At 58.5% G+C, this 25,800-nt stretch carries 26 protein-coding genes; 17 read left to right on the top strand and 9 right to left on the bottom strand.

Annotated features, from left to right (window positions below):
- The first annotated feature begins 23 nt into the window (after positions 1-23).
- From cpaB to WF513_RS11720, 8 genes are all read left to right on the top strand, one after another.
- On the top strand, positions 24-2,075 hold the full coding sequence (gene cpaB, locus WF513_RS11755) for a Flp pilus assembly protein CpaB (protein WP_339079563.1): 2,052 nt from the start codon (positions 24-26) through the stop codon (positions 2,073-2,075).
- 106 nt (positions 2,076-2,181) lie between these two features.
- Positions 2,182-3,633 carry a pilus assembly protein N-terminal domain-containing protein gene (locus WF513_RS11750; RefSeq protein WP_339079562.1) on the top strand — a complete coding sequence of 484 codons (1,452 nt, stop codon included), beginning with the start codon at positions 2,182-2,184 and terminating at the stop codon, positions 3,631-3,633.
- A 9-nt stretch (positions 3,634-3,642) separates the two neighbouring features.
- Positions 3,643-5,277, top strand: a complete 1,635-nt coding sequence (locus WF513_RS11745; RefSeq protein WP_339079561.1) for an ATPase, T2SS/T4P/T4SS family — start codon at positions 3,643-3,645, stop codon at positions 5,275-5,277.
- Entirely contained in the window at positions 5,278-6,135 is an 858-nt protein-coding gene (locus WF513_RS11740; protein WP_339079560.1) for a type II secretion system F family protein, read from the top strand.
- A 2-nt stretch (positions 6,136-6,137) separates the two neighbouring features.
- Complete coding sequence (locus WF513_RS11735) at positions 6,138-7,016, top strand: type II secretion system F family protein (RefSeq protein WP_339079559.1); 879 nt, start codon at positions 6,138-6,140, stop codon at positions 7,014-7,016.
- Positions 7,016-7,369: a DUF192 domain-containing protein gene (locus tag WF513_RS11730; RefSeq protein ID WP_339079558.1), complete on the top strand. Its 354-nt coding sequence runs from the start codon at positions 7,016-7,018 to the stop codon at positions 7,367-7,369. The genes WF513_RS11735 and WF513_RS11730 overlap by 1 nt, the downstream gene beginning before the upstream one ends.
- Positions 7,357-7,809, top strand: coding sequence for a hypothetical protein (locus WF513_RS11725; protein WP_339079557.1), 453 nt, complete (start codon positions 7,357-7,359; stop codon positions 7,807-7,809). Before WF513_RS11730 ends, WF513_RS11725 begins: the two co-directional genes overlap by 13 nt.
- Entirely contained in the window at positions 7,781-8,506 is a 726-nt protein-coding gene (locus WF513_RS11720) for a TadE/TadG family type IV pilus assembly protein (protein ID WP_339079556.1), read from the top strand. Before WF513_RS11725 ends, WF513_RS11720 begins: the two co-directional genes overlap by 29 nt.
- A 9-nt stretch (positions 8,507-8,515) precedes the next feature.
- On the opposite strand, the gene glpD is transcribed toward WF513_RS11720, so the two are convergent.
- Complete coding sequence (gene glpD, locus WF513_RS11715; protein ID WP_339079555.1) at positions 8,516-10,057, bottom strand: glycerol-3-phosphate dehydrogenase; 1,542 nt, start codon at positions 10,055-10,057, stop codon at positions 8,516-8,518.
- A gap of 134 nt (positions 10,058-10,191) precedes the next feature.
- Entirely contained in the window at positions 10,192-10,950 is a 759-nt protein-coding gene (locus WF513_RS11710; RefSeq protein WP_339079554.1) for a DeoR family transcriptional regulator, read from the bottom strand.
- Between the two features lie 244 nt (positions 10,951-11,194).
- Between WF513_RS11710 and ybaK the strand changes: the two genes are divergently transcribed.
- On the top strand, positions 11,195-11,665 hold the full coding sequence (ybaK, locus tag WF513_RS11705) for a Cys-tRNA(Pro) deacylase (protein WP_339079553.1): 471 nt from the start codon (positions 11,195-11,197) through the stop codon (positions 11,663-11,665).
- A 37-nt stretch (positions 11,666-11,702) separates the two neighbouring features.
- On the top strand, positions 11,703-13,190 hold the full coding sequence (glpK, locus tag WF513_RS11700) for a glycerol kinase GlpK (RefSeq protein WP_339079551.1): 1,488 nt from the start codon (positions 11,703-11,705) through the stop codon (positions 13,188-13,190).
- 404 nt (positions 13,191-13,594) lie between these two features.
- Here glpK and WF513_RS11695 read toward each other — a convergent pair whose 3' ends face one another.
- From WF513_RS11695 to WF513_RS11685, 3 genes are all read right to left on the bottom strand, one after another.
- Positions 13,595-13,801: a hypothetical protein gene (locus WF513_RS11695; RefSeq protein WP_339079550.1), complete on the bottom strand. Its 207-nt coding sequence runs from the start codon at positions 13,799-13,801 to the stop codon at positions 13,595-13,597.
- A 72-nt stretch (positions 13,802-13,873) separates the two neighbouring features.
- The gene (locus WF513_RS11690) at positions 13,874-14,008 is read right to left on the bottom strand and encodes a hypothetical protein (RefSeq protein ID WP_339079549.1); all 135 of its coding nucleotides are present in this window, start codon (positions 14,006-14,008) and stop codon (positions 13,874-13,876) included.
- Positions 14,009-14,084: 76 nt separating this feature from the next.
- Positions 14,085-15,365, bottom strand: a complete 1,281-nt coding sequence (locus WF513_RS11685) for a hypothetical protein (protein WP_339079548.1) — start codon at positions 15,363-15,365, stop codon at positions 14,085-14,087.
- A gap of 359 nt (positions 15,366-15,724) precedes the next feature.
- Here WF513_RS11685 and WF513_RS11680 point away from each other — a divergent pair, with 359 nt between their 5' ends.
- On the top strand, positions 15,725-16,525 hold the full coding sequence (locus WF513_RS11680) for a PhzF family phenazine biosynthesis protein (protein ID WP_339083540.1): 801 nt from the start codon (positions 15,725-15,727) through the stop codon (positions 16,523-16,525).
- Positions 16,526-16,530: 5 nt separating this feature from the next.
- On the opposite strand, the gene WF513_RS11675 is transcribed toward WF513_RS11680, so the two are convergent.
- The gene (locus tag WF513_RS11675; RefSeq protein ID WP_339079547.1) at positions 16,531-17,637 is read right to left on the bottom strand and encodes an ABC transporter ATP-binding protein; all 1,107 of its coding nucleotides are present in this window, start codon (positions 17,635-17,637) and stop codon (positions 16,531-16,533) included.
- Complete coding sequence (gene argF / locus WF513_RS11670) at positions 17,634-18,554, bottom strand: ornithine carbamoyltransferase (RefSeq protein ID WP_339079546.1); 921 nt, start codon at positions 18,552-18,554, stop codon at positions 17,634-17,636. Before argF ends, WF513_RS11675 begins: the two co-directional genes overlap by 4 nt.
- Before the next feature lie 318 nt (positions 18,555-18,872).
- Between argF and WF513_RS11665 the strand changes: the two genes are divergently transcribed.
- Both WF513_RS11665 and grxD read left to right on the top strand, forming a co-directional pair.
- Positions 18,873-20,981: a molybdopterin oxidoreductase family protein gene (locus tag WF513_RS11665; protein WP_339079545.1), complete on the top strand. Its 2,109-nt coding sequence runs from the start codon at positions 18,873-18,875 to the stop codon at positions 20,979-20,981.
- 120 nt (positions 20,982-21,101) lie between these two features.
- Complete coding sequence (gene grxD, locus WF513_RS11660; protein ID WP_339079544.1) at positions 21,102-21,428, top strand: Grx4 family monothiol glutaredoxin; 327 nt, start codon at positions 21,102-21,104, stop codon at positions 21,426-21,428.
- Positions 21,429-21,489: 61 nt separating this feature from the next.
- Here grxD and bfr read toward each other — a convergent pair whose 3' ends face one another.
- A complete protein-coding gene (gene bfr / locus WF513_RS11655; protein WP_339079543.1) occupies positions 21,490-21,960 on the bottom strand; it encodes a bacterioferritin in 471 nt (156 codons plus the stop codon).
- A 292-nt stretch (positions 21,961-22,252) separates the two neighbouring features.
- Entirely contained in the window at positions 22,253-22,471 is a 219-nt protein-coding gene (locus WF513_RS11650; protein ID WP_339079542.1) for a bacterioferritin-associated ferredoxin, read from the bottom strand.
- A gap of 307 nt (positions 22,472-22,778) precedes the next feature.
- On the opposite strand from WF513_RS11650, the gene flgB reads away from it, so the two are divergent.
- Genes flgB through flgE form a run of 4 tightly spaced genes read left to right on the top strand, consistent with a single transcriptional unit; the run spans position 22,779 to position 25,710 of the window.
- The gene (flgB, locus tag WF513_RS11645) at positions 22,779-23,186 is read left to right on the top strand and encodes a flagellar basal body rod protein FlgB (RefSeq protein ID WP_339079541.1); all 408 of its coding nucleotides are present in this window, start codon (positions 22,779-22,781) and stop codon (positions 23,184-23,186) included.
- 15 nt (positions 23,187-23,201) lie between these two features.
- Positions 23,202-23,645: a flagellar basal body rod protein FlgC gene (gene flgC / locus WF513_RS11640; RefSeq protein ID WP_339079540.1), complete on the top strand. Its 444-nt coding sequence runs from the start codon at positions 23,202-23,204 to the stop codon at positions 23,643-23,645.
- Positions 23,646-23,670: 25 nt separating this feature from the next.
- Positions 23,671-24,339, top strand: a complete 669-nt coding sequence (gene flgD / locus WF513_RS11635; RefSeq protein ID WP_339079539.1) for a flagellar hook assembly protein FlgD — start codon at positions 23,671-23,673, stop codon at positions 24,337-24,339.
- A gap of 54 nt (positions 24,340-24,393) precedes the next feature.
- Positions 24,394-25,710 carry a flagellar hook protein FlgE gene (gene flgE / locus WF513_RS11630; RefSeq protein WP_339079538.1) on the top strand — a complete coding sequence of 439 codons (1,317 nt, stop codon included), beginning with the start codon at positions 24,394-24,396 and terminating at the stop codon, positions 25,708-25,710.
- Positions 25,711-25,800: the final 90 nt, after the last annotated feature.

The raw sequence follows: 25,800 nt of genomic DNA, 5'->3' as shown, positions 1-25,800 counted from the left end.
CACTTTTTGCACTGGGGAGCACCATGTCATCTGTATCAGGAAAGAAACTGCTGATCATCGCGGTGGCGTGTGGCGTACTCGCCGGCGCCATGGGCTGGATGTACCTGAAAGCCAAGGAGGCTCAATACCGCGACGCTTATCGCCCGCCGGTTGAACAGAAAGTCACGGTGGTTGTGCCACAGGCTGACATTGGCAAATCTCAGGTGCTAACCCCAGAGCTCGTCGCCACCCTGGATGTGCCCAATGACTACCTGGCCTCCAATGTCGTCCTCGCCGAGGACTGGCCCAAGCTTGAAGGGCGCATGACAATTGCCCCACTGCAACGCGGCCGCCCCATCAGTTGGGATGCCGTGGAGCAGGAGCGCGTCTCGCGCTTCTCGGAGAACGTCGAGCTGGGCAAGCGAATCAAGACGGTCAAAATCAGCAAGATCAATTCCTTTGATGGCATGCTGCGCCCCGGTGACCGCATCGACCTGCTGGGCAGTTTTGCCGCCGGTGACATCGGCCTGCAAAAGCAGCCCAACTATGCCGACGACGTGGTGATCAGCATCCTCGAAGACGTCATGGTGCTGGCCGCGGGTCGCGAAGATGCGAGTGGTCACAAGTACGAGAATTACTACGACCAGAGCACGCCCGACGGCTTCAACATGAACTTTTCCACACTGTCGCTGATGCTCACACCGGCGCAGGTGGCACGGGTGGAGTTGGCGGAAAAGGCCGGTGAAATGGTTGCCGTCCTGCGCCACCCTAAAGACACCAGCATGGCCACACTCGGTCAAGTCACCGTCGCCAACCTGCTGGACCCGCCACCGCAAGAGCTGATTGACGTGGTGGTGGATGCCGACGGCAATCTGATTGGGCGCATCGTCGGCGACAACATTGTCGGTGCCGACGGACGCATCCTTGGCAAGATCGTCGATGGTCAGGCCGTAGGCTTCGATGGCAACGTGATTGGCAATATTGTTCGCGGCCTGAATGCCGACGACCCGCTGCTGCGTATGCATGAACGTGCCACGGTGGTGCGCGATGAGCAGGGCAATGTGATCGGCCGTGTGGTTGATGGCAAGGTCATCGATGCCAACGGCAACCCCATCGGCACCGTCGTCGATGGCAAGGCCGTCGGCGTGGATGGCAAGTCGTTGGGCAAGGTGCAAGCCAATGCTGTGCTCGACAGTCAGGGCCGCGTAGTCGACATGAGCCGCTCGCGGGTGCAGAGCCAGGCGGCACCCGCGAATCAGGAGCGCCAGGTCGTGCGTGATGCGGCTGGCAATATTCTTGGCTGGGTGGATGGCGACAAAATCGTCGATGCCCAAGGCAAGGTGATCGGCAGCTATCGCGACGGTAAAGCCTACGACCTCGACGGCAAGCTGCTCGGCAGTATCAGCACCGTGGTGCAAGACGCCCAAGGCAAGATCGTCGGCGAGATGGGTCAAGTGGCGCGCGATGCCGACGGCAAGATCATCGGCCGCGTGATCAACGGCCAACTGATCAATGCCGAGGGCAAAGTGCTCGGCAGCGTTAAAGACGGCAAGGTGCTCGGCCGCGATGGTCAGGTGCTCGGTCAGGTCGAGAACATTCAGCTCGACAGCAATGGTCGTCCCGTTGAGGGCAACGTGCGGGTGGCGCGCGATGCCAACGGCAAGGTGCTCGGCACCTTGGTGGGCGACGATATTATCGATGCTCAGGGCCGCAAGGTCGGTAGCGTCAAAAATGGCGAAATCCGCGATTTGGCCGGGCAGGTGGTGGCGGGTGCCCAAGTGGCGGTCCAGGGTGACGCTAAGGTTGTGGTGCGCGATGCCGAGGGCAACGTCATTGGTACCTTGCGCGGCGACACGGTGTTCGATGCTGACGGCAAGGCCACGGGAAAATTGCTCAACGGCAAGCTCGTCGATAGCAACGGTAACGTGCTGGCCAGCGGTCTTGCGGTAGCCGCCGAACAGGCCGCCAACCTGCCCGGCGAACAGTCGGGTAAAGCGCGCAACAAGCGCTTGGAGCCCGCCCGCATGATCCAGTTCATTCCGGGTGGCACAGGCACCGCCGGCATTATTCCCGTGCAGACCCTGCGCCTTGAATAACCCTTTCCATTGTGCGCGGGCTGTGTCCGCGCCGATTCACTTTACTGCACACGCTGGGGCGACAATGAAAAGGTTAGGAGTGTTATCGATAGTGTGCGGCGCCGTCATGGCCCTGCAGGTTCAGGCCGACGAGATTCCGGCGGCGATGGTGCTGTACGACGGTGATGTGCATGTGATCCTCGCCCCCGGCGTTGAACGCGTGGCCGTGGGCAATGTGGCGATCATCAGCGCCACCCTGCTGAAGAACGAAGAAGTGGTGATCACCGCCGAAACGCCTGGGGAAACCACGGTGCAGTTGTGGTTTGAAGGCGACCAGCGCAAGCAAATCAGCGTGGTGGTCGCCAAGGCCAATGGCTACCGCCAGGTCGGTGAATTGCGCGCCTTGTTGTCGGATATTCCGGGGCTGCGCATCCGTACCGTGGGCCGCCAGGTGGTGCTCGAGGGTCGCCTGAGCAGTGAGTACCTGGCGCGTGTTAAAGAAGCCGCCAAGTTCTATGAAAATGTGTTGGTACTGGCCGAAGAGCAGATGGGCGCTGCCACCAAAGCCGACTCAGCCCAAGTGCTGCAAGAGGTTAAGGCCATGCTCGGGCAGATCCCCGGCATCAAGATCAACGCCGTTGGCCGGCAGATTGTCATCGACGGCGATCTCGATGCTATCGACATCACCCGCATTGAGCTGCTCAAGGAGCGCTACCCGGATCTGCTGGTGCTGGCACAGCCGATGTCCAAGTTCCTCGCGCCGATGATCTATTTTGATGTGCGCATCACCGAGTTCGCCAAAGACGATGTGGAAGAGCTGGGCGTCAACTGGAGCACCAGCATCAACGGTCCCACGTTCGCCTTCAACGCCGACGGTGGCACCAACAACCTCTACCGTGGCCAGTTCCCCAGCGCGTCCGGCACCTTTGACGACCTCAATGATGCCGTCGGCAATGTCGGTTCCCATGCGTATTGGGGGGTGGCCAGTGAGATCACCTCACGGATCAACCTGCTGGAGAAAAATGGTTCGGCCCTGACTCTGGCCTCACCCCGGCTCAGCGCCCGCAGCGGCGGCAAGGCAGAGCTGACTGTCGGCGGCCAGGTGCCGGTGGTCACCAGCAGCATCAATGGGCCTTCGGTGGAGTACAAAGACTTCGGCATCCTGCTCAATATCGAGCCGCAACTGTATGGCAGCGAAACCATCGCCACCAACGTTAAAGCGGAAATCAGCCAACTGGACAAAGCCAATCAGGTGGGCGAATACCCGGCCTTCAAAACCCGCCGCACCGAGAACGAAGTGCAGCTTAAAGTCGGAGAAACCCTGGTGCTTTCAGGCTTGGTGACAGAAGACAGCCAGTCAACCATTGAAGGCATCAAGTGGCTGATGAACATCCCTTACGTCGGCGCTCTGTTTCGCAACAAAAGCTATAAGGGCAATCGCACCGAACTGGTGATTTTCATCACCCCGCGCCTGCTCACCGAGGGCGCCGACTCGCCGAACGTCAAAGAACTCGCCCGCGAGAAACAGATGATCGAGAAATACGCCAAAACCGTTGGCAATCTCGAACTGATTGATTGAGGGCTGAGCATGTTTGAAGTTGTCGTGACCTACAAAGGCGGCGAGCCGCTCGACACGCTCACCTGCACCTCGGCGCAATGCGAGGTGGGTAAGGCGCGTACCGGGCTGGTGCGCTTGCGTGGCTGGAAGGTGGCCCCCAATCACGCGCGCATTGAGCAATCGCTGGGCGGCCTGTTTGTGGAAAACATCAGCCGTGGCAACGAGCTGCTGGTGAACGGCAAACCGGTGGAGCGCTTCGGTCCGCTCAGCCCCGAAGACCTTATCGGTATCGGTGCTTACAACCTGCAGGTGCGCGCGTTGGGGCAGACCGCAGCCGAGGCTGATGCACCGCTGCCGCCAGCAATAACGGCCAGCGGCGAAGACAACACGGTCTATATGGAGTGGTCACAGTACGTGCAGGCCGAGCTGTTCCGCGCCATGGACCTGCGCCGCATGAACCTCGACAGCATGGGCCCGCAGGAAGTGCGCAACAGCTTGTCCGAGTTGATCAACGGCATCACCGAGCAGATCGCCCACCGCCTGCCGGCCAATCTCAGTCGTGAGATTCTGCACAAAATCGTGATCAACGAGGCTGTCGGTCTTGGCCCGCTAGAAGACCTGCTCGCCGACCCCAGCGTGTCGGAAATCATGGTTAACCGTCACGACGATATTTACGTGGAGCGCTCGGGCCGCCTGGAGCGCACCGGCATCAGCTTCAGCTCCGACTCGGCTGTGCTGTCGACCATCGAACGGATCATTTCGCCGCTGGGCCGGCGTATCGATGAAAGCTCGCCGATGGTCGATGCCCGGCTCAAGGATGGCTCGCGGGTCAACGCTATCATCCCGCCGCTGGCGCTGCGTGGGCCGTGCCTGACCATCCGTAAATTCTCAGAGAAGAAGCTCACCACCGATGACTTGCTGGGCTATGGCTCGATCAATGAACCCATGGTCGAGTTCCTGCGTATCGCCGTTGAGCAACGGATGAACATCGTCGTTTCTGGCGGTACCGGCTCGGGCAAAACCACGCTGCTGAACATTCTCTCCAACTTCATTCCGCTGGATGAGCGCGTGGTGACCATCGAAGACGCCGCCGAGTTGAAGCTGGTGCAACCCCACGTGGTCTCCCTCGAAGCGCGCCCGGCCAACATGGAAGGCAAAGGCCAAGTGACCATTCGTGATCTGGTGCGTAACTGCCTGCGCATGCGCCCCGACCGCATCGTGGTCGGCGAGTGTCGCGGCGGCGAAGCGCTGGACATGCTGCAGGCGATGAACACCGGCCACGATGGTTCGCTAACCACCGGCCACGCCAACTCGCCGCGCGACATGCTGCGCCGCTTGGAAGTGATGGTGCTGATGGCCGGCATGGATTTGCCCGTGCAGGCCATTCGCGAGCAGATTTCCTCGGCCGTGCAGTTGATCGTGCAGCAAACCCGCTTTGGTGACGGTTCGCGGCGCATCATCAGCATCACCGAAGTCACCGGCATGGAGCAAAGCACGATTCTGCTCAACGAGATTTTTGCCTACCAACAGCAGGGCTTCGACGAGCAGGGCCGGGTCAAGGGCCATTACCGCGCCACCGGGCAAATACCCGAGTTCTATGAGGCGCTGAGCAAGCGCGGGATTGGCGTCAATATGGACATTTTCCTCACCCCGGAGCGCCTGTAAGTGGCTGTCGTGTGGCTGGTGCTGTGTGCGCTGTTGCTGGCCGTTTCGGTCTGCGCCCTGGCCTTGCTGATCAGCCGGCGGGTGGCCGACAACCTGGACCACTACCGCCGGCAATTTTCCCGCCGTGCCGAGCTGGAAATGGCCGACATGTTCATTTTCACCAGCGGCCGGCAAGTGGTGATCCTCACCCTGGTGCTGTTGTTGCTGGTGCCGGTGCTGCTCGAACTGCTGTTTCAACTGCCGGTGGTCACGGCGGCGGGCATTGTCGTGACGCTGTTCGCTCCGCACCTGATGTTCAGCCACCTGCGCAAAGCGCGCCTGAAAAAGTTCGAAGAGCAGTTGCCTGATGCCTTCATGCTGCTGTCCAGCAGCCTGCAATCCGGTGCCAGCCTGAACATGGCGTTGGAGAACGTGGTGCATCAATCGCCGGCGCCGCTGAATCAGGAGTTCGGCCTGCTGATCAAGAACATCCGCCTCGGTGTGACCCTGGAAGAGGCGCTGATCAAGCTGGAAAAACGCCTGCCCTTGCCCTCGTTCATCATGGCCAGTTCGGCCATTCGTATCAGCCGCGAAGTGGGCGGCAATCTGGTGGAAACCATCAACGGCATGGCCGCCATGCTGCGCCGCAAGAAAGTCATGGAGGGCAAGATCGACAGCCTCACCGCCCAGGGCCGCGCCCAGGGCACGTTTATGGCCATGCTGCCGATCATGTTGGCCATCATCCTCAGCTTCATTGAGCCGGAAGCCATGCGCCAGCTCTACACCACCCGCAACGGCCTGATGGTGCTGGCGGTGATGGTGGTGATGGAAGTAATGGGCTTTATGTTTATCAGAAAAATCACCCGGATTGACGCCTGATCATGAGCGAACTTCTTGTCCTGTTCAGCAGTGCCAGTTTGGGGGTGACCGTCACCTGCGTTCTGCTCGCGGTGTTGTCGCTATTCACCTTGCTGCCTGCGGAAAACCGCACCTACATGGACCCTGTGCCCGGCTGGATACGCCCGGTCTGGCCGCTGGTGCGCCTGGTCAGCCACTTTGCCTGCAGCAACCTGCCGCCTAAATTGATGGACTGGCTGGACGTGCGCATGCAACGCACCGGGGCGCTTTATGTGCTCACCGCCGAAGACTTTCTCGCCCTGTGCATGACCACGGCGCTGCTGTTTCCGGTGCTTGCGATCCTGCCGATGGCCAGCGGCAAGAGCGGCATCCTCTGGTCGGTGGTGTTGCTGATGCTGCTGATGGGCGCCGCCTTACCCGTCATGTGGATCAGCGATACGCACAAACGCCGTGACCGCGACATCGTGCGCAACCTGCCGGTGTTTCTCGAATACCTGTCCATGTGCGTCGACGCCGGCCTGAACTTCCTTGGCGCCCTGCAGCAGGCCGTGGATAAAGGCCCCGACGGCGCCATGAAAAACGAGTTCCGCATCGTGCTGCGCGATATCCGCTCGGGCCTGCCGCGCGCCGAGGCGCTGGCGCGCATGGAGCAACGCATCAACTTGAAGGATGTCACCACCTTCGTGCGCTCGGTGGTGCAGGCCGAGAAGATGGGCAGCAGCTTGCGCAATACCCTGCAGATTCAGGCCCAGCAACGCCTCGAAGAGCGCTTTCAACGCGCCGAGAAAACCGCTATGCAGGCCCCCGTGAAGCTGATCATTCCATTGATCATGTTCATCTTCCCGCTGACCTTCGTGATTTTGCTGTTCCCGATTGTGGTCAAGTTCATGGGGCAAACCTGATGCCTGAAGCCCTCGTCCTACATGCGGATGGCCATCGCCCAGCGAGCCGCTTGCAGCTGCAACTCGCCCATACGCCCTGGGCGCGACTGCGCGGCTTGCTCGGCTACAAAACCCTGCCGGCCGGCCACGGCTTGTGGCTGCGGCCGTGTAATTCCGTGCATTGCTGGTTTATGCGTTTTGTCATTGATGTGATCTACCTGGATAAGCAGCAGCGAGTGCTGCAGATCCGCGCACAGCTGCGGCCCTGGCAACTGAGCCTGTGCTGGCCGGCCAACAGCGTTATCGAAATGGCCGCCGGCGAATGCCAGCGGCTGAACATTACAGCGGGGGACCAGATCCAATGCGTGGCTTAATTATCATCGCCCTGAGCGTCTTGTTGCAGGGTTGCGTCGGGCTTGGGCTCGGCAGCTCCAACGACCTGCTCGACCTTGAGCGCCAAGCGCAGCAGGCCTACGCCAAAGGCAACTACGCACGCTCCAGCGAGTATTACGGGGAGCTGGCGATGCGCATGCCCACCGATGCTGACACCCGCTATCGCTTGGCCAATAGCCTGGCTCGCGAAGGCAATCATGGCCTGGCGATCCAGACCTATCGCGAAGCCTTGCTGCGCGACCCGCAACTCGCTGGCGCTTGGTACAACTTGATGCAGCTGCAAGCGCAGGAGCTGACTCTGACAGCCATGGAGGCGCGCCGTTATCTGGACAGGAAAAATCCCAGGGCACGTTCAGCTCTGGAGCGCGCCGAGCAACTGATCGAGGTGTTCGATGAGCACGCTCCCGCCAGCACCGAGTAGCCGTAAAGATCGTGGCCAGGCCATGGTTGAGTTTCTGATTATCATCCCGGTGTTGATCCTGCTCATCTTTGGCGCGTTTCAGGCGACGTTGATCTACTCGGCAAAAAGCGGGCTGAACTACGCGGCCTTCCAGGCAGCCCGCCTTGGTGCAGTCAACAATGCCCAATACGAAAGCATGCGCCGTGGCCTGCTGCGCGGCATGTACCCGATGTTTTCGCAGTACCCGGAAACCGAGCGGATGGACAAAACCGCGGAGGAGGTCGACAACTATGTGCTGATCACCCGCATCAGCCCGGCGCTCAACAGCTTTAGCGCCTGGCAAACGCCCCATGCCGGATTGCTAAGCAGCCGCCAAACCGCTCAAGCCATTCCCAATGACAACCTGATGTACCGCTCGGCCCAGCAGAACCCGGTGTCGATTCAAGATGCCAACCTGCTGAAAATACGCGTGCAGTACTGCGTGAAACTGATCGTGCCGATGGTCGAGCACCTGCTCAGCAGCGCCTCAAAATTTAATCAGCGCCAATCGGGCGGTAGCTTCAGCGAAAACTCCAAACAGTCATGGGACCAGTACGCTGCCATCTGCGGCGCACGTAAGGGCTTTGTTCTCACTGCGGAAGCAACGGTGCGCATGCAGTCAGCCGCCGTCCATGACGCGGAAAATTGCGGCGCGGGCAAGAAGATGCTCTGTCCCTGAAACAGCCATTTATGCCGTGTGAGCATCTTCCGGGCTGCGCGGTGATTCAATACGCAGGTAGCTGTTGAGTTTGGCTTGCTGCGCCGGGGTGGTGAACAGGCCAAGCTTACTGCGCCGCCAGAGAATATCGTCAGCCTGCATGGCCCACTCTTCCTTACACAGGTAGTCGACTTCGAGGGTGTACAAACCACCGCCCAGGTGTTCGCCCAGGTCGCTGAGGTTGCTCACGCCTTTGAGCAGCACCCAGCTGCGGCTGCCGTAGCTGCTGGCCCAGCGCCGCGCCAGTGAGGTGGGCAGCCAACCAAAGTGTGCGCACAGCGCTTCAATCAGCGCGCTCTGGCTGTCCAGTTGCTCTGCGCCGGGCAGCAGGCTGCTGGCGGTCCAGCTTGGGCCGATTTTGGGGAAGAAGGGCGCCAGTTGCGCCAGCGCTGATTCGGCCAGCTTGCGGTAGGTGGTGAGTTTGCCGCCAAACACCGAGAGCAGCGGGGCTTCGCCCGGATTGCCGGACAGCGACAGGGTGTAGTCGCGGGTGACTGCCGACGGGTCGTCCGACTCGTCGTCACACAGCGGTCGCACGCCGGCGTAGGTGTGCAGGATGTCGCTGCGCTGAATCTGCTTTTTGAAGTGCGCGTTGACCACTTTCAGCAGGTAATCGGTTTCTTCGTCGCTAATCGCTACCTTGGCCGGGTCGCCCTGGTATTCCCGGTCTGTGGTGCCGATCAGGGTGAAGCGCTCTTGATAGGGGATGGCGAAGACAATACGACGGTCTTCGTTTTGCAGGATGTAGGCTTTTTCGCCCTCGAACAGCCGTGGCACCACAATGTGGCTGCCCTGAATCAGGCGAATACCGTAGGGCGATTCCTGCTTTAAGTCCTCGCGAATAAACCGCGCCACCCAAGGGCCTGCGGCATTGACCAAGGCGCGGGCGCGAATCGAAAGCAGGCTGCCGTCGCTGCGTTCTAAATGAATATGCCACAGGCCTTTGCTACGTCGGGCGCTGACGCAGCGGGTTCGGCTGTGCACGTGCGCGCCGTGTTCGCGGGCGGCCATGGCGTTGAGCACCACCAAGCGAGCGTCGTCGACCCAGCAATCGGAATATTCAAAGCCTCGACTAATCTGCGCCTGTAATGGGCTGCCGGCGCCAAAGCGTAAGGTGCGTGAACCTTCAAGCTTCTCGCGTTTACCCAAGTGGTCATACAGAAACAGTCCGGCACGAATCATCCACGCCGGGCGCAAATGCGGTCGATGCGGCAGGATAAAACGCAACGGCGTGACGATATGTGGGGCTTTGCTCAGCAACACTTCACGCTCGGCCAATGCTTCACGCACCAAGCGAAACTCATAGTGCTCGAGGTAGCGCAGGCCGCCATGGATCAGCTTGCTGCTGGCCGATGAGGTGTGTTGCGCCAGGTCGTCTTTTTCACAAAGGAACACTGACAGCCCGCGACCAGCCGCATCGGCGGCGATCCCGACACCGTTGATGCCGCCGCCAATTACAGCAAGGTCATAGACTTCAGCGAGTGGGGTGTGGCTAGCAGGTTGGGTAGGCATAACGTCACCGAAAGTCAGTATTGAACTTTAAATGTTCACTTTCGAAAATATGCTAGTTGAATAAGCGCGGCGGCGCTACCTCGTTGTGCGCTTTCGAGCACACCGATCGTTGCCGTGTATGACAAGCGGTTGGCTTACGCCAGATCGAGGTGAATTTTGTGCTCAGCGAGCAGGCGATTGATTGCGGCGGATGGCGCGGCATCAGTAAACAGGCGATCAACCAGTGCAATTGAGCCCAAACGGACCACGGCATTGCGGCCAAATTTGCTTGAGTCAACGGCCAAAAACACCTGGCGTGCATTGCTGATAATGGCTTGGGATACACGAACTTCCTGATAGTCGAAGTCAAGCAGGCTGCCGTCTTCATCAATGCCACTGATGCCAACTAGAGCGAAATCAACTTTGAATTGCTCGATGAAATCCACTGCGGCTTGGCCCACTACGCCGCAGTCACTGCGCACAGTGCCACCGGCCAGTAGCACTTCGAAGTCAGCCTTGGCGCTGAGTTGCGCGGCCACATGCAGGTTATTGGTAATGATCTTTAAGCCTTTGTGGCCCAGCAGTTCGCGGGCAATCGCCTCGGTGGTGGTACCGATGTTGATAAACAGCGAAGCATGGTTAGGGATTTGCGCGGCAATGGCGGCGGCGATGCGTTGTTTTTCATCACGCATCAGGCCGGCGCGCATGCTGTAGGCGGTGTTCTGAGTGCTCGAACTGTCACTCGCGGCGCCGCCGTGGGTACGGCGCAGCAAACCCTGCTCAGCCAGTTGGTTGATGTCGCGGCGAATGGTCTGCGGCGTCACGGCAAACGCTTGGGCCAGCTCATCAATGCTGACATAGCCGCGCTCGCGGGTAAGTTCGAGAATGTCGTGTTGGCGGGACGGCAGGGTCATGAAAGCTCCTCGGAAGTGCGCACCATTATAGGCTGCCGTCGCGGATTTTATGGCCTGCCATCCATGGCGGCCACCCTGCGGGCCGTCGCTGCGCGACGTTAAAAACTGCTCCCGGCGTTTTTGATGGCCTGCCATCCATGGCGGCCACCCTGCGGGCCGTCGCTGCGCGACGTTAAAAACTGCTCCCGGCAGTTTTTTTCGGCTAAGGTACGCCAACTTTGTCAGATTGTTTTCACATTCGAACATGACCCCAGCCATCGACCTACTGAAAAAAGCCAAAGCGGTGCATCAGGTGCACAGTTATCACCATGATCACAAGGCGGCGTCCTATGGGCTGGAGGCCGCTGAAAAGCTAAATCTTCAGCCCGCTCAGGTGTTCAAAACGCTACTGGCGGCCAGTGAAAAGGGCGAGTTGTTGGTGGCGGTGGTGCCGGTGGTGGGTACGCTGGATTTAAAAGCTTTGGCTCAGGCAGCGGGCGTGAAGAAAGCCGATATGGCTGACCCGGCAGCGGCGCAGCGCGCTACAGGGTATTTGCTCGGTGGCATAAGCCCATTGGGGCAGAAGAAGCGGCTGCGCACCTTTATTGATGAATCTGCTCAGCAGCTCCCCAGCATCTTCGTCAGCGCTGGGCGGCGTGGACTCGAGGTGCAGTTAGACGCTGTTGTTCTGGCGCAATTGACTCAGGGATTATTTGCCCCCATCGGTCGCGGCTAATCGTCGTTCAATAACCTATAAAAACAAGGAAATCTGCATGCCGCATTACCTGCTTGCCATCGACCAGGGCACGACCAGCAGCCGGGCGATTATTTTCAGTGACCAAGGTTTGCCCGTGGCGCGCGCGCAGGAGGAGTTCAAACAGTATTTCCCTCAAGATGGTTGGGTTGAGCATGACCCTGAAGAGCTATGGCAGAGCACTCTGCACGTTTGCCGCGAAGCGCTTAAGCAAAGCGGTTTAGCCGCCCATGAGGTGGCAGCCATTGGTATCACCAATCAGCGCGAAACCACCTTGGTCTGGGATGCGCAGACCGGTAAGCCGATCCACCCGGCGATAGTCTGGCAGGACCGCCGTACCGCGGATTACTGCGCTGAACTGAAAGACGCTGGCCATGAAGCCACGGTAGCGGCCAAGACTGGCCTGCTGATTGATCCGTATTTCTCCGCGACCAAGTTGCGCTGGATTTTGCACAACGTAGCCGGCGCCCGTGAACGTGCCGAGCGCGGTGAGCTGCGTTTTGGCACTGTGGATTGCTTCTTGCTGTGGCGTCTGACGGATGGCCAATCGCACAAGACCGATGCCAGTAACGCCTCGCGCACGTTGCTGTTTAACATCCACAGCCAGCAGTGGGATGAAGACCTGCTTGAGTTGTTCGATATTCCGCCGAGCATGCTGCCCGAGGTGCTCGACTGCGCTGCTGATTTCGGCACAACCGAGGCCGCTCTGCTCGGCGCTGCAATTCCGGTATTGGGCATGGCGGGTGATCAGCAGGCCGCATTGATCGGCCAGGCCTGTTTCGAGCCAGGTATGGTGAAAAGTACCTATGGCACCGGCTGTTTTATGATCCAGAACACCGGTGATACGCCGGTTGCCTCGCAAAACCGGCTGCTCACCACTGTCGGCTATCGCCTGAATGGCAAGGTCACTTATGCGGTGGAGGGCAGCATCTTCGTTGCCGGTGCTGCCGTGCAGTGGCTGCGCGATGGCATCAAGCTGATCAGCCACGCTCGTGAAACAGAAGCCCTAGCCGAGCAGACAGGTGATGCTTGCGGGGTTTACCTCGTGCCTGCGTTTACTGGCCTGGGTGCGCCGTACTGGGACCCGAAAGCCCGCGGTGCAATTTTTGGTTTAACCCGTGATACCGGGATCAAAGAAATCGTGACTGCCGGCCTGCAGTCGGTCTGTTACCAAACCCGTGATCTACTCGAAGCCATGCGCCAAGACGGCGCAGCTGAGCCCAGCGCACTGCGGGTAGACGGCGGCATGGTGGAAAATAATTGGGTTATGCAGTTTCTCGCTGACATCCTCGGCGTGCCAGTGGAGCGCCCTGACGTGACTGAAACGACGGCGTTGGGTGTGGCTTATCTGGCAGGTTTGCAACTCGGAATCTTTAAAGACCTGGCTGACATCGCGCAGCATTGGCATCGCCAGCAGCGGTTTGAGCCGTGTATGGCTGATAGCCATCGCAGCAAGCTGTATGACGGCTGGCTGGATGCGGTGAAGCGGGTGCGCAGCGAAGGTTGAGTAAACCGACACTGGCTCGGCTCAGTCTCGTGAGGGGTGTGTCATGCAGCGGGGCAATCCTTTGGTTGCTTGATGGGTATCGCTGCGCTCAACCCATTCCAGTGGCCTGTGCGGCTAGTTCAATTAGTCAACCCCGGCGCCGGTGGCCCTGATACTGCGTTGCCGCTCCTCGCTATAGTCAGCTACGACTCGTCGCAGCGCTTTGTCTCAGTACCTCAGTCATCCGTACTTGAGTTAACCAACTGGCCGCACAGGCCGCTAGGTTTCAATTATTACCACTGCGAAGCCTGAATAAGCCTTAGCGCAATCTAGGAGTCAGGCAGCCCCGACTGTGTTGCACTTATCCAGGTTTCGAGGTTGATTTGGAGACTGCAGTTATCGTCTGCGCCCAGTAGGGGATGTTTTCAGTTTTCTGCGTGCATCACTCCTTCGTACTGACTGGTCAGCTCATGCATCTGCCACAGCAGGGTTTCGGTGGTGGTGGAGATGATTGTCGGCACATAACGTGAGTCGCTGGCGAGCTTGAAGCCTGCGCGGGTAAATCGCCATTGCGCTTCGGCCTGGGTTACGCCTTGGCTGATCTGCGCAGTGTTCTGACTGGCTTGCTGCAACTCGTCTAACGCGACTTCGAATTCGCCGACGGCCTGCTCAGAATTCTGCAGCAGGTTGGCTACAGGTAAGCGTCAGCGCATGGCCAGATCCAGCTTGGCAATGCGCTGGCTGAGCATGCGCTGCATGCCGGACAGGTTCATCGATTCGGCGGCGCTGATAGTTGCCCAACAGGCTGACGAATATGGATTTGAGCATGGTTGGATCACCTTGAGACCCACCGCAAGGTTACTGCGGGCACAACGGAAATGGCCCCGCATGCAGGCTACATAGCGGGGCTGCTCGTCAGTAGGTGTACTGCAGCTGTACCCACAGCTTGTCGGTATCCACCGCAAAGTCGTCGGCATCGTAGCTGGCGTACTTGACCAAGCCGACCAAGCCTTGCACGCCTGGTATTGGATGGGCATAGGAAACGTCAATTTCCTCGCCGTACTGGCTGCTGCCTTGCTCGGCGCGGAAATCGTGGTACCAAGCCTGCAAGCTGCCGCCCAGCAGAGGTGCGGTAAAACCGACGTAGGCATCCTCGATACCAGCAGCCGGGGTGGTGAGAAACACGTCGGCCCAGCCCTGGAATGCATGCTTAGTCGCAAGCGGAGTCTGGAAGGCGCGGTTGCCTGGGCCATCGTCGCCCTCCAGCACTTCGTAGCCGGCCTTCATCACGAGGCCCTTGAGTACGCCGGCCTTGAAGGTGTAGCCCAGCTCGCCCAAGTAGTAATCGCTGTCCAGTTCCTGCGGGTTGTCGGCATAGTCCTCCTGGTGGGCATACTCGGCGACGACGCTGAAGTTGCCGATGGCAGCGTTGGCGCGCAGGCCATTGGTGCGACTGGACAGGCTACCCAGCGCGGCGGCTCCGCTCACCGCGATGTTGTCCAGGCCGAGCAGGTAGCTGTAGCCGGTCAGTGTTAGTTGTGGACCGCCGCGAGAGTCACGCAGGAGCACGTACTGGGCATTGAGCAGGTGGCTGTGACCTTCGATGTTGGCCGGGTTTGTCTTATTGTCGAACCGGCCGTTACCTGGACCGAAGATGCTGTTGATGTTGTCGATATAGCTGTAGGTCAGAGTAAGGCCGGTGATTGGTTTGATCTGGCCGAGCACGCCGTCGTAGGTCTGCTCGTTCTGCCGCCAGCCCACACCGCCGATGAAGCGTTGGTTGTCGAGGTTGATGCGCTGGCGACCGAGGACTGCGTTGCCTTTTTTAAAGTCGTAGCGCAGCAGGGCCTGATTGACTTCAGTACCGTCCGGGTCGGCGACTACCGAGAAGTCCCTCTGGCCGTTACGCGTGTTGTTGTAGCTTGCATCGCCGATGCGGCTGACGTTATCGGCTTCGAGCAGCGCGGAGAGGCCGTACCATTTGCCCGTTTGATAGCCGATCCGGGTGCGGACGGTCTGAGTGTTGGCATTGTTCAGGGCGTTGTCCTGGTCGACGTGCTCATAGCGGTAGCGGACATCGACGGTGGGCTTGCCCTGAGTGAAAAGGTTGCTCAATGCCTGTTCGGCGAAGGCGGCGTGGCTGAGGGTGGTGCTAGCAATGGCCAGCGACAGCAGAGACAGATTAATCATGCGCATAGCGGTCTTCCTAATTAGGCCCAAAACGCAAAAAAAAACGTCACGGCGCCCACATCTCCAAATTAGGAGGGGGTGCCATGACGTCGTTGTCGGATGTGCGGCAGACACGCCTTTGTGCTGACCGGTGGACGTAGAGCAGGCAGCGTGCCAAGCTTTTTAAGTTACTGAATTATTTATGTTTAGTGAATTTATAAGGACGGTTGGCGATTAATCAGTGCACCGTCGCTGCACCCGATGCATTGAGATGGTGCAGCTGTATCGGTGCAAAAGTCGACCGCTGTAGTGCATGCCGATGAGCGCGCTGCGCCATGCTCTGCTCTCTTCATCAATTGGATGGCAATAAGTTGGAGAACCACTTCATGCAGCTTGAGTTTCACCAAGTCGATGCCTTCGCTTCGCGACCTTTTACCGGTAATCCGGCGATGATCTATCGCCTCGATAGCTGGCTAAACGCAGCACTAATGCAGCAGATCGCCGCCGAACATAACCTGGCGGAAACCGCCTTTGTGGTGAAGGAGGGCGCGGCTTGGCATATCCGCTGGTTTACCCCCAGCGCTGAAGTACCGCTGTGCGGCCATGCCACACTGGCGGCGGCTCATGTCCTGTTTGAGCAGTATGAGGAGCCCGGCGAGGTGATCGACTTCACCTGCTTGTCCGGTGCGCTGCAAGTTAGCCGCGCGGGTAGCCAGCTGGTACTGGATTTCCCGGTACGCCGGGCGCAGCCGTGCGAGTGGCAGGCCGAGGTTGAGCAGGCGCTGGGTGTGCCGGTGCAACGTGTATTGGCGTTGCATGAAGGGCAGGGCATTCAGGAGTTATTGGCCATTTTACCGAGCGAGGCGGCTGTACGGGCTTGTCAGCCATATCTCGCGGCGGTAGCCAAGTTGCCAGGCCTAGGGTTGCTGATCAGCGCAGTTGGCGAGCGGCATGACTTTGTTTCGCGCTACTTCGCCCCGGCGATTGGCATCGATGAAGACCCCGTTACCGGCTCGACTCACTGCATGCTCACCCCGTATTGGGCGCAGCAGCTCGGCAAGAATGCCCTGATTGCTTACCAATGTTCTGCACGCGGTGGCGAACTGCAGTGTGAGCTGCAGGGCGAACGGGTGAAAATTGCTGGCCAGGCACTGCTGATTGCCAGTGGCCGGCTTATGTTGCCGTGAGAGGTTTAGCTGTCGCTGCTGCAGCGGCGCACGCCTGATTCACTCAAGCTAACCTGGGCGGCAATGCTCCCCGGTGCGGGGAACAGTACCAAGTGGTCGGCCGCCACCCGAATGCCAACGTGCTGACCTGGTTGGTGATCGGCGTGGCTGGGGAAGATCGCCTCTAACTGGCTGCCGGTGGGCAGTTGCAGGCGATAGAGGGTGGCTGCACCCAGGAAGGTTTTGCCGACGATCAAGGCTTTTTGTGAGCTGTCTGGGTCATACACGATGTCATCTGGGCGCAGCAGTACGTCCACTGCGCTGCCGGTTGGCCAGTTATAAGCGCGATTACCGTGAATCAACCCCAGCTCGGTTTGCACCGACTCTGGGCTGAGCATTTGCCCACGGATGAAATAACCTTGGCCGATAAAGCTGGCCACAAATGGCGTGAGTGGTTCGTGGTAGAGGTTAAAAGGCGTGTCCCATTGTTCCAGTTTGCCTTCTTTGAACACGCCGACTTGGTCGCTGACGGCAAACGCTTCTTCTTGATCATGGGTGACCAAAATCGCGCTGGTGCCGCGTGCTTTGAGAATGTCGCGCACTTCGTGGCTCAAGCGCCGGCGCAGTTCGCCATCAAGGTTGGAGAAGGGCTCGTCGAGCAACAGCAACTGCGGCTCCGGGGCCAAAGCGCGGGCTAAGGCCACGCGCTGTTGCTGACCGCCGGATAGCTCGTGTGGGTAGCGCGCGCCCAGGTGGCTGAGCTTAACCATGTCCAGTAGCTCACCGGTAATACGCTGACAGTTAGCGTGCTTGCGGATACCGAAGGCAACGTTCTCGGCCACGCTGAGGTGCGGGAACAGCGCGTAATCTTGAAACACCATGCCAATCCGGCGTTTTTCCGGGGCTAAGGTGTACCCCGCCTTGGAGATAACCTGATCGGCCAGCTGAATCTCGCCTTCCAGCACCGGTTCGAAACCGGCAATGGCGCGTAGCGTGGTGGTTTTGCCGCACCCCGAAGGGCCCAGTAGGCAGCCGATGTCACCGGCATTTAGGTGCAGGTTGAGGTGCTGCACCACCTTATGTTCAGGGTAGCCGCAGCTCAGGTCGCGAAGGTTTAGCAGGGCTTGGCTCATGCGTGGTGGTACGCCGGATCAACGAGGAATTCGAGCAGCGCTTTTTGCGCATGCAGGCGATTTTCGGCTTGGTCCCAGGCCACTGAGCGGGGATCGTCAAGCAGGTCGAAACTGATCTCCTCGCCGCGGTGTGCGGGCAGGCAGTGCATAAACAGCACGTCATCGGCGGCTGCATCGAGCAGGGCGCGGGTGACTTGATACGGCTGGAACTGGCGCATGCGCTCAGCCGCTTCTTCTTCCTGACCCATGGACGCCCAGACATCGGTGCTGACCAAATGAGCGCCGGCCACGGCCTGCTGCGGGTCACGCAGTACCTGCACGCGTTCGTCAGCGAGTGCCAATAGGCTGGCGCTTGGCTCGTAGCCCTCGGGGCAGGCCACGCGCAGTTGGAAGTCAAACTGCATGGCCGCCTCTATATAAGAGTTGCACATGTTGTTGCCATCGCCGACCCAGACCACGGTCTTACCTTTGATGCTGCCGCGATGTTCGTGAAAGGTTTGCATGTCGGCCAGCAACTGGCAGGGGTGCAGATCATCGGATAAACCGTTAATCACTGGCACCCGTGAATGGGCGGCGAATTCAGTCAAGGTGCTGTGGGCAAAGGTGCGGATCATCACCGCGTCGAGCATGCGCGACATCACGATGGCCGCATCGCCAATCGGCTCGCCACGGCCCAGCTGGGTGTCGCGCGGCGAAAGAAAAATAGCCTGACCGCCGAGTTGGATCATGCCGGCTTCAAAAGAGATGCGGGTACGCGTCGAAGCTTTCTCAAAGATCATGCCCAGCACGCGGTTTTTCAGCGGCTCGAACAGTACGCCGCGGTTGCGCAAGTCCTTCAGCTCCATGCCGCGACGGATCAGGCTCACCAGTTCATCGGGTGTGCAATCCATCAGCGAGAGAAAGTGTCTTGCGCTCATCGTTAACTACCTTTTAACAGCGGGGCGCAGGTTCAATGGCCTCAATAAATAGAAGAAACAGCAGAACCTACGGCTGGGGGCCGCACCATGCGACGAAACGGGGAAGGCGCGATCTTATAAGCAAACGCCAATCAGGCGCAAATTGCCAAGGCGTCTTGCGCGTGCAGGGCGAGGCAGCTCTTGCGGATGCACGTGTACATCGACTGACCTGATGCAGCGCAATTCACGCGGCGAACCCTGCTGGCGTGGCCTGCAACCAGTCGCCATAGTCCAACGCTTACGGTGCTGTGCGCATCGAACATAACAAGAGGCCCGGCCATGACTAAGACCCTCCACCACCGTGCGTGCCATCTGTGTGAAGCCATTTGCGGCCTAACCATTGAAACTGAAGCCATGGACGATGGCAGCACGCAGATCCGCTCAATCAAAGGCGACGCTCAGGATACGTTCAGTCGTGGCCATATCTGCCCTAAGGCCGTGGCCCTGCAAGATATCCAGAGTGACCCCGATCGACTGCGCCAGCCGATGCGCCGTGTGGGCAGCGAATGGCAGGCGATTGACTGGGATGCAGCGTTTGAGCTGGTGGCCGAGCGCTTCAGTGCAATCCAAGCGGCGCATGGGCAGAACGCCGTAGCGGTGTATCAGGGCAACCCCAGCGTGCATAACTATGGGCTGATGACCCACAGCAACTACTTTCTTGGTCTGCTGAAGACCCGTAATCGGTTTTCTGCCACCTCGGTCGATCAGTTGCCGCATCACCTGACCAGCCATTTGATGTACGGCCATGGCTTGTTGATTCCGATTCCAGACATCGACCACACCGACTTTATGCTGATTTTGGGCGGCAACCCGCTGGCGTCTAACGGCAGCATCATGACCGTGCCGGATGTCGAGAAACGCCTGAAAGCCATTCAGAAGCGCGGTGGTAAATTGGTGGTGGTCGACCCACGACGCAGTGAAACGGCGGCCATTGCCGACCAGCATCTATTCGTGCGGCCGGGGCAGGATGCGGCGCTGTTGTTTGGCCTACTCAATACCCTGTTTGAAGAAAACCTCGGTCGTGCCAGCCATTTAGCCATCACTGGGCTGGATGAAGTGCGTCAAGCCATCGCCGGGTTTAGTGCTGAAGCCATGAGCGCACGCTGCGGGGTGCCAGCGATGACTATTCGCCAGTTAGCGCGTGATTTTGCCAGCGCTGAATCGGCGGTGTGTTATGGCCGTATGGGCGTATCGACCCAGGCCTTTGGCACCTTGTGCCAGTGGCTGGTGCAGTTGATTAACCTGGTGACCGGTAACCTAGACCGGGTAGGCGGAGTGCTGTGCACAGAGCCTGCGGTGGACATTGTCGCCTCGACCTCAGGCGGTCATTTCAACCGCTGGCAGAGCCGCGTCTCCGGTTTGCCGGAGTACGCCGGCGAATTGCCGGTGTCGGCCTTGGCTGAGGAAATGCTCAGCGCCGGCGAGGGGCAAGTGCGTGCATTGGTCACTGTGGCCGGCAACCCGGTGCTGTCCACGCCCAATGGTCGTCAACTGGAGCAGGCGCTGGATGGCTTGGAGTTTATGCTCAGCATTGACTTCTACATCAACGAAACTACTCGCTATGCCGACTTGATCCTGCCGCCAACTGGGCCGCTGGAGCATGATCACTACGACACCACCTTTAATATGTTCGCGGTGCGCAATGTCACCCGCTTCAATGAAGCGGTGCTGGCTAAACCTGCAGGCGCGCTGCATGACTGGGAAATCTTTGTTGGCCTGGCCAAGGCGTTTGCCGCCAAGACGGGCGCCGCACTGAAGCCGACCATGGCCCCCGAGCAGATGATTGATATGGGCCTGCGCTTTGGTACTTACGGCGATAAATCCGCCCATAAGCTATCCCTTGCCACACTGCGTGAGCACCCGCATGGGCTCGACTTAGGTGCGCTCAAGCCCAACTTGGCGGCAAGGCTGAAAACCAGTAACCAGCAGGTGCAGGCTGCGCCAAGCGTGATCATGGCTGACCTGCAACGCTTTGCTGCAGAGCCAGCGGCTATGGTCGGCGAATTGCTGCTGATTGGCCGTCGCCATGTGCGCAGCAATAATTCGTGGATGCACAACTACCATCGGCTGGTGAAGGGCAAGCCGCGTCATCAGCTGCTGATGCACCCGGCAGACCTTAGCCAGCGCGGGCTCAGCGACGGCCAGTTAGTGCGCGTGCGTTCGCGGGTTGGGGTGATTGAGGTGCAAGTAGCGGCCAGCGACGAGATGATGGCGGGCGTGGTCAGCCTGCCGCATGGCTGGGGGCATGCGCGCCCGGGCGTGCAGATGAGCATTGCCAGTGCGCAACCGGGCGCCAGCGCCAACGACCTGACCGATGAGCGGCAACTCGACGCATTGTCGGGTAACGCCGCGCTCAACGGCGTGCCGGTACAGGTGGAGGCGGCCTGACAGCGGTTTGCTGAGGCGTGCAAAGTCACCGGGAAGACCGAGCATTACGCTCGGCTTTTCGCTACAATGCCGCCACCGTGCCGACCCGAGAGTCGGGTAAGTTAAGCCCTGAGGTGCCCAATGGATATCATCGAAACCATCAAAGAGCAGATCGCTAACAACACCGTTCTGCTGTACATGAAAGGCTCACCGAACGCTCCGCAGTGCGGCTTTTCCTCCAAAGCGTCACAGGTTGTGATGGCGTGTGGTGAAAAGTTCGCCTTTGTCGACATTCTGCAAAACCCAGAAATTCGCGCCAACCTGCCAAAGTACGGCAACTGGCCAACCTTCCCGCAACTGTGGGTGGGTGGCGAGCTGGTCGGCGGCAGCGATATCCTTGCGGAAATGTTTGATAAGGGCGAGCTGCAGACCCTGATCAAAGACGCCACGCAAAAAGCTGACGCGTAAGCAGGCTGCATAAACAACAAACCCCGCCAAGTGCGGGGTTTGTTGTTTATGGCGCAGGCGTTTATTCGGCCATTTGCGATTGCAGGTAATTCTGCAGGCCGACTGATTTGATTAGGCTGAGCTGAGTTTCCAGCCAATCAATATGGTCTTCTTCAGCGCAGAGGATGTCTTCTAATAGCTCGCGGCTGGCGAAGTCACCGGTGCTTTCGCAATAGGCAATCGCTGCTTTCAGGTCGATGTGCGCTTTGTGTTCGATTTTCAGGTCGCATTCGAGCATTTCTTGGGTGTTTTCACCGATCAGGATTTTGCCAAGGTCTTGCAGATTAGGCAGGCCTTCGAGAAACAGAATGCGCTTGATCAGCTTGTCCGCGTGCTTCATCGCGTCGATGGACGCGTGGTACTCATGCTCGCCGACTTTCTTCAGGCCCCAATCTTCATACATGCGTGCGTGCAGGAAGTACTGGTTGATCGCGACCAGCTCGTTACCGAGGATCTTGTTCAGATGCTGGATGACCTTCTTGTCGCTTTTCATGTCTGCGTCTGCCTTGCAGGGGAATTAGCGCCTGATTCTGGGCTGCAGGTTTTCGACTGTCAAACCTAAGCGGTTGAAATCAAAGTTAAAATCAGTCTGAGTAAGTATGTTTAAGGTGTGCATTTTAGCGCTAACGTGTTGATTTGCCGGCACATAGGAAGGCCAGAGACTATGAGCGCTGGCGCTGGCGCTGTCACGGGCTTAAGCCGCGTTGCGAGTGTGGGTGTGTGGCGCTATAAACAGCGGGGCATAAAAAACCGGACGCAAGGTCCGGTTTGTCAGTGCGTCGCTATCAAGCCGCTACAAAGTTGGCCGGGTAGGCCATGGCCGCCTGACTGCTTTGCACTTCGCTCAATGTTTCGCGTACCACTTGCTTGGCCAGGCAGGCGCACTTGCCGCATTGGCTGGCAACACCCAAGGTTGATCGCACATCACGGTAGCTGCAGCAGCCTTCGTAGATGGCTTCGCGGATCTGACTGTCAGTAACACCTTCGCAAAGACAGACATACATGGTGAGCACTCATGGCAGGGCAGTGGCTGGTGCTAAAGATACTAATGTTAATGAGAATGCTTGTCAAAGTTAAATGTTATTGCGTGATGCTCCCTGGTCGGCAACCTGTTGCGCGTGACGTCGGCCTTGCGTTGCCAGCGCCTTGCCGCCTGCTTGCCGAGGGCGGAAAGCGCTTGCCGCTTTGCCGCTTTTATTAACGCATCTACAGCTTAAGTGACTGATAAATATGCAATAAATAAAATGGCACAGGCTTTGCTTATGGTCTTGTACGCAAAACAGTACCGCCAACGAGCAAAGGTTTCTGACCATGAGCATCAGTTTCGACAGAGCACTCGGCATTCACGAAAAAGCCCTCAGCTTCCGCACCCAGCGCGCTGAAGTGTTGGCCAACAACATCGCCAACGCGGACACGCCCAACTTCAAGGCGCGTGATCTGCAGTTTGCCAGCGTTTTGGCTGAGCAGAGTGCCAAGGGCTCGCGCGGCGCGGTCAGCCTGAATCGAACAGACAACCAGCACATTGCTGCTGAAGGCCTGTCAGCCGGTGACGCGGGCCTCGCCTATCGCACGCCAATGAGCCCATCGATCGACCAGAACACCGTTGATCTGCAAATCGAACAATCCAATTACGCGGAAAACTCGGTGCAATTCCAGGCCAGTTTTACCCTGCTCAACAGCAAGTTCAAAGGGCTGACCAGTGCCCTGCGCGGCGACTAATAGGAGCCTGAAGCCATGTCACTTAGCAGTGTTTTTAATATCGCCGGGATGGGTATGAGTGCCCAGAGCACTCGCCTTAATACCATCGCCAGCAACATCGCCAACGCCGAGACTGTCTCCTCAAGCATTGACCAAACCTACCGCGCGCGGCACCCGGTGTTCGCCACCGTTTATCAGTCCGCGCAAGGCGGTGACCGTGGTTCGCTGTTTGCCGACCAAGACAATGCCGGTGCCGGGGTTCAGGTGCTGGGCGTGGTTGAAGACCAGAGCAGCCTGATGCCGCGCTATGAACCTAACCACCCAGCGGCGGATGAAGGCGGCTACGTCTATTACCCCAACGTCAATGTGGTGGAAGAAATGGCTGACATGATTTCCGCCAGCCGGGCCTTCCAGACCAACACCGAATTGATGAACACCGCCAAACAGATGATGCAGCGCGTATTGACCTTGGGTCAGTAAGCCAGCGAATAAGGAGTGCAGGGTTATGAGTACTGTTGGCGATGTCAGCCTTTCGACGATGGATCAATACCAGATCAAACAAGACAGCAACCAGAAGAAGGAACTCGGCAAGAACGAGTTCCTCAATCTGCTGGTGGCCCAATTGAATAACCAGAACCCGCTGGAGCCGCAAAGCAACGGTGAGTTTATCGCCCAGCTGGCGCAGTTCAGCCAGGTTGAGGGCATTGAAAAATTGAATACCAGCATGGGTTCGCTGGTCACCGGCTATCAGTCTTCTCAGGCGCTGCAGGCCTCGTCACTGGTGGGCCGCAAGGTGATCGTGCCGGGCGACAAAGCTGTGGTTGATACCAGCGAGAGCTTCAAAGCTAGCCTGATTTTGCCAACCAGCAGCAGTAACGTCGCCGTCAATATTTACGACAAGTCCGGTGCTGCGGTAAGCCGCATCAACCTGGGTGAGCAAGCGGCCGGTAACGTCAGCTTTATTTGGGATGGCAAAGATGCCAGCGGCAATCTATTGCCGCCGGGCACCTACAAATTTGAAGCGCAGGCATCTTATGCCGAGGGCACTAAGGGCCTTTACACCCTGCTACCGGCCAACGTTGACAGCGTGACCTTGGGCGGCAGTGAGCTGATGTTGAACCTTGCCGGGCTTGGTAGTGTGCCTATGTCGCAAGTGCAGATGATCGGTCAGTAACCAACAGCTTTTAGCCAGGTTTTAGCTGCCGGCTGTCCGGCAAAGGAGTCTTCCATGGGTTTCAATATCGGTCTTAGCGGTCTGCGTGCCGCCACCAGCGACCTCAATGTGACCGGCAACAACATCGCCAACGCGGGCACTGCAGGCTTTAAACAATCACGCGCCGAGTTCGCCGATGTATATGCCGCGTCTGTTTTGGGTTCTGGTAAGAATCCTCAAGGCAGCGGTGTATTGCTCGCCAACGTGTCGCAGCTGTTTAACCAAGGCAACATTAACAACACGCAAAACGCCCTAGATTTAGCAATCAACGGCAATGGCTTCTTTCAAACCAGCAATAACGGCGATGTGAGCTACACCCGTGCTGGCTACTTCGGTACCGACCGTGACGGCTTTATGGTCAATAACTTTGGCTACAAACTGCAGGGTTATACGGTGGATGCTAATAATAATTTGCAGAATGGTGTGGTGGCTGACCTGCAAATCCAGACGGCCAGCCAAGCACCGTTACCGACCAGTAATCTGGACCAAACGTTTAACCTTAACTCCACCAACTTAGTGCCGACCACGGTGCCATTTGATCCGGCTGACCCCACGTCTTACAACTCATCAACGTCGACCAATATTTATGACACTCAGGGTAACTCCCATGTGTTTACCCAGTACTTTCTCAAGACCGGGCCAAACAACTGGCAGATGAACGTGTTGATTGATGGCCGCAGCCCGGACAACCCAGCCCTGACCACGCCTTCTTCGGTTGACCTGCAGTTCACCTCAGCGGGTCAGCTAGATATCCCCGCTCTTATTGCTTCTGCTCCAACCGGGTTTAGCGTGGGCGCAGACGGCACCATCGACCTCACCACCTGGGTGCCGGCAGCGCCAGACACAGCGATCCCGCCGGTATGGTCAAGCAACGGCGCAACCGCGAGTGCGACCGGGGTGAATGTTGATTTACGTCAGGCCACTCAATTTGCCAGCACCTTCGCGGTCAATAGCGTCAGCCAAGATGGTTACACCACTGGCCAGTTGGCAGGGCTTGAAATCGACGATACCGGGGTGATTTTTGCCCGGTACACCAATGGCCAGTCGAATATTCAAGGGCAGGTTATCTTGGCCAACTTCGCCAATGTGCAAGGGCTGACGCCAGTGGGTAAAACCGCTTGGGTGCAGTCTTTTGAGTCAGGTGAGCCGGTACGAGGCACGCCGCGCAGCGGCACCTTAGGTGCGTTGCAGTCTGGCGCGCTGGAGGACTCCAACGTTGAGTTGTCCGATCAGCTGGTCAACTTGATCGTCGCTCAGCGTAACTACCAGGCCAACGCCAAGACCATCGAAACTGAGAGTGCGGTGACTCAGACCATTATCAACCTGCGTTAATCGGGTTGGCCGGCGGTAGGCACGTGCCTGTCGGCGGCGGCAAAAATACGCCACTTGATTGTTTGTAAGGCTCCATTCGGAGCCTTTTTA

The sequence above is a fragment of the Pseudomonas sp. TMP9 genome (genome assembly GCF_037943105.1).
GTDB lineage: Bacteria > Pseudomonadota > Gammaproteobacteria > Pseudomonadales > Pseudomonadaceae > Aquipseudomonas.
The sequence above is the reverse complement of the archived record's forward strand: the minus strand, read 5'-3'. Positions and strand labels throughout refer to the sequence as shown.

Coding starts and splice junctions, on each gene's coding strand:
- cpaB (WP_339079563.1), top strand. CDS start 24: ATGTCATCTGTATCAGGAAAGAAACTGCTGATCATCGCGGTGGCGTGT.
- WF513_RS11750 (WP_339079562.1), top strand. CDS start 2,182: ATGGCCCTGCAGGTTCAGGCCGACGAGATTCCGGCGGCGATGGTGCTG.
- WF513_RS11745 (WP_339079561.1), top strand. CDS start 3,643: ATGTTTGAAGTTGTCGTGACCTACAAAGGCGGCGAGCCGCTCGACACG.
- WF513_RS11735 (WP_339079559.1), top strand. CDS start 6,138: ATGAGCGAACTTCTTGTCCTGTTCAGCAGTGCCAGTTTGGGGGTGACC.
- WF513_RS11730 (WP_339079558.1), top strand. CDS start 7,016: ATGCCTGAAGCCCTCGTCCTACATGCGGATGGCCATCGCCCAGCGAGC.
- WF513_RS11725 (WP_339079557.1), top strand. CDS start 7,357: ATGCGTGGCTTAATTATCATCGCCCTGAGCGTCTTGTTGCAGGGTTGC.
- WF513_RS11720 (WP_339079556.1), top strand. CDS start 7,781: ATGAGCACGCTCCCGCCAGCACCGAGTAGCCGTAAAGATCGTGGCCAG.
- glpD (WP_339079555.1), bottom strand. CDS start 10,057: ATGCCTACCCAACCTGCTAGCCACACCCCACTCGCTGAAGTCTATGAC.
- WF513_RS11710 (WP_339079554.1), bottom strand. CDS start 10,950: ATGACCCTGCCGTCCCGCCAACACGACATTCTCGAACTTACCCGCGAG.
- ybaK (WP_339079553.1), top strand. CDS start 11,195: ATGACCCCAGCCATCGACCTACTGAAAAAAGCCAAAGCGGTGCATCAG.
- glpK (WP_339079551.1), top strand. CDS start 11,703: ATGCCGCATTACCTGCTTGCCATCGACCAGGGCACGACCAGCAGCCGG.
- WF513_RS11685 (WP_339079548.1), bottom strand. CDS start 15,365: ATGCGCATGATTAATCTGTCTCTGCTGTCGCTGGCCATTGCTAGCACC.
- WF513_RS11680 (WP_339083540.1), top strand. CDS start 15,725: ATGCAGCTTGAGTTTCACCAAGTCGATGCCTTCGCTTCGCGACCTTTT.
- WF513_RS11675 (WP_339079547.1), bottom strand. CDS start 17,637: ATGAGCCAAGCCCTGCTAAACCTTCGCGACCTGAGCTGCGGCTACCCT.
- argF (WP_339079546.1), bottom strand. CDS start 18,554: ATGAGCGCAAGACACTTTCTCTCGCTGATGGATTGCACACCCGATGAA.
- WF513_RS11665 (WP_339079545.1), top strand. CDS start 18,873: ATGACTAAGACCCTCCACCACCGTGCGTGCCATCTGTGTGAAGCCATT.
- grxD (WP_339079544.1), top strand. CDS start 21,102: ATGGATATCATCGAAACCATCAAAGAGCAGATCGCTAACAACACCGTT.
- bfr (WP_339079543.1), bottom strand. CDS start 21,960: ATGAAAAGCGACAAGAAGGTCATCCAGCATCTGAACAAGATCCTCGGT.
- WF513_RS11650 (WP_339079542.1), bottom strand. CDS start 22,471: ATGTATGTCTGTCTTTGCGAAGGTGTTACTGACAGTCAGATCCGCGAA.
- flgB (WP_339079541.1), top strand. CDS start 22,779: ATGAGCATCAGTTTCGACAGAGCACTCGGCATTCACGAAAAAGCCCTC.
- flgC (WP_339079540.1), top strand. CDS start 23,202: ATGTCACTTAGCAGTGTTTTTAATATCGCCGGGATGGGTATGAGTGCC.
- flgD (WP_339079539.1), top strand. CDS start 23,671: ATGAGTACTGTTGGCGATGTCAGCCTTTCGACGATGGATCAATACCAG.
- flgE (WP_339079538.1), top strand. CDS start 24,394: ATGGGTTTCAATATCGGTCTTAGCGGTCTGCGTGCCGCCACCAGCGAC.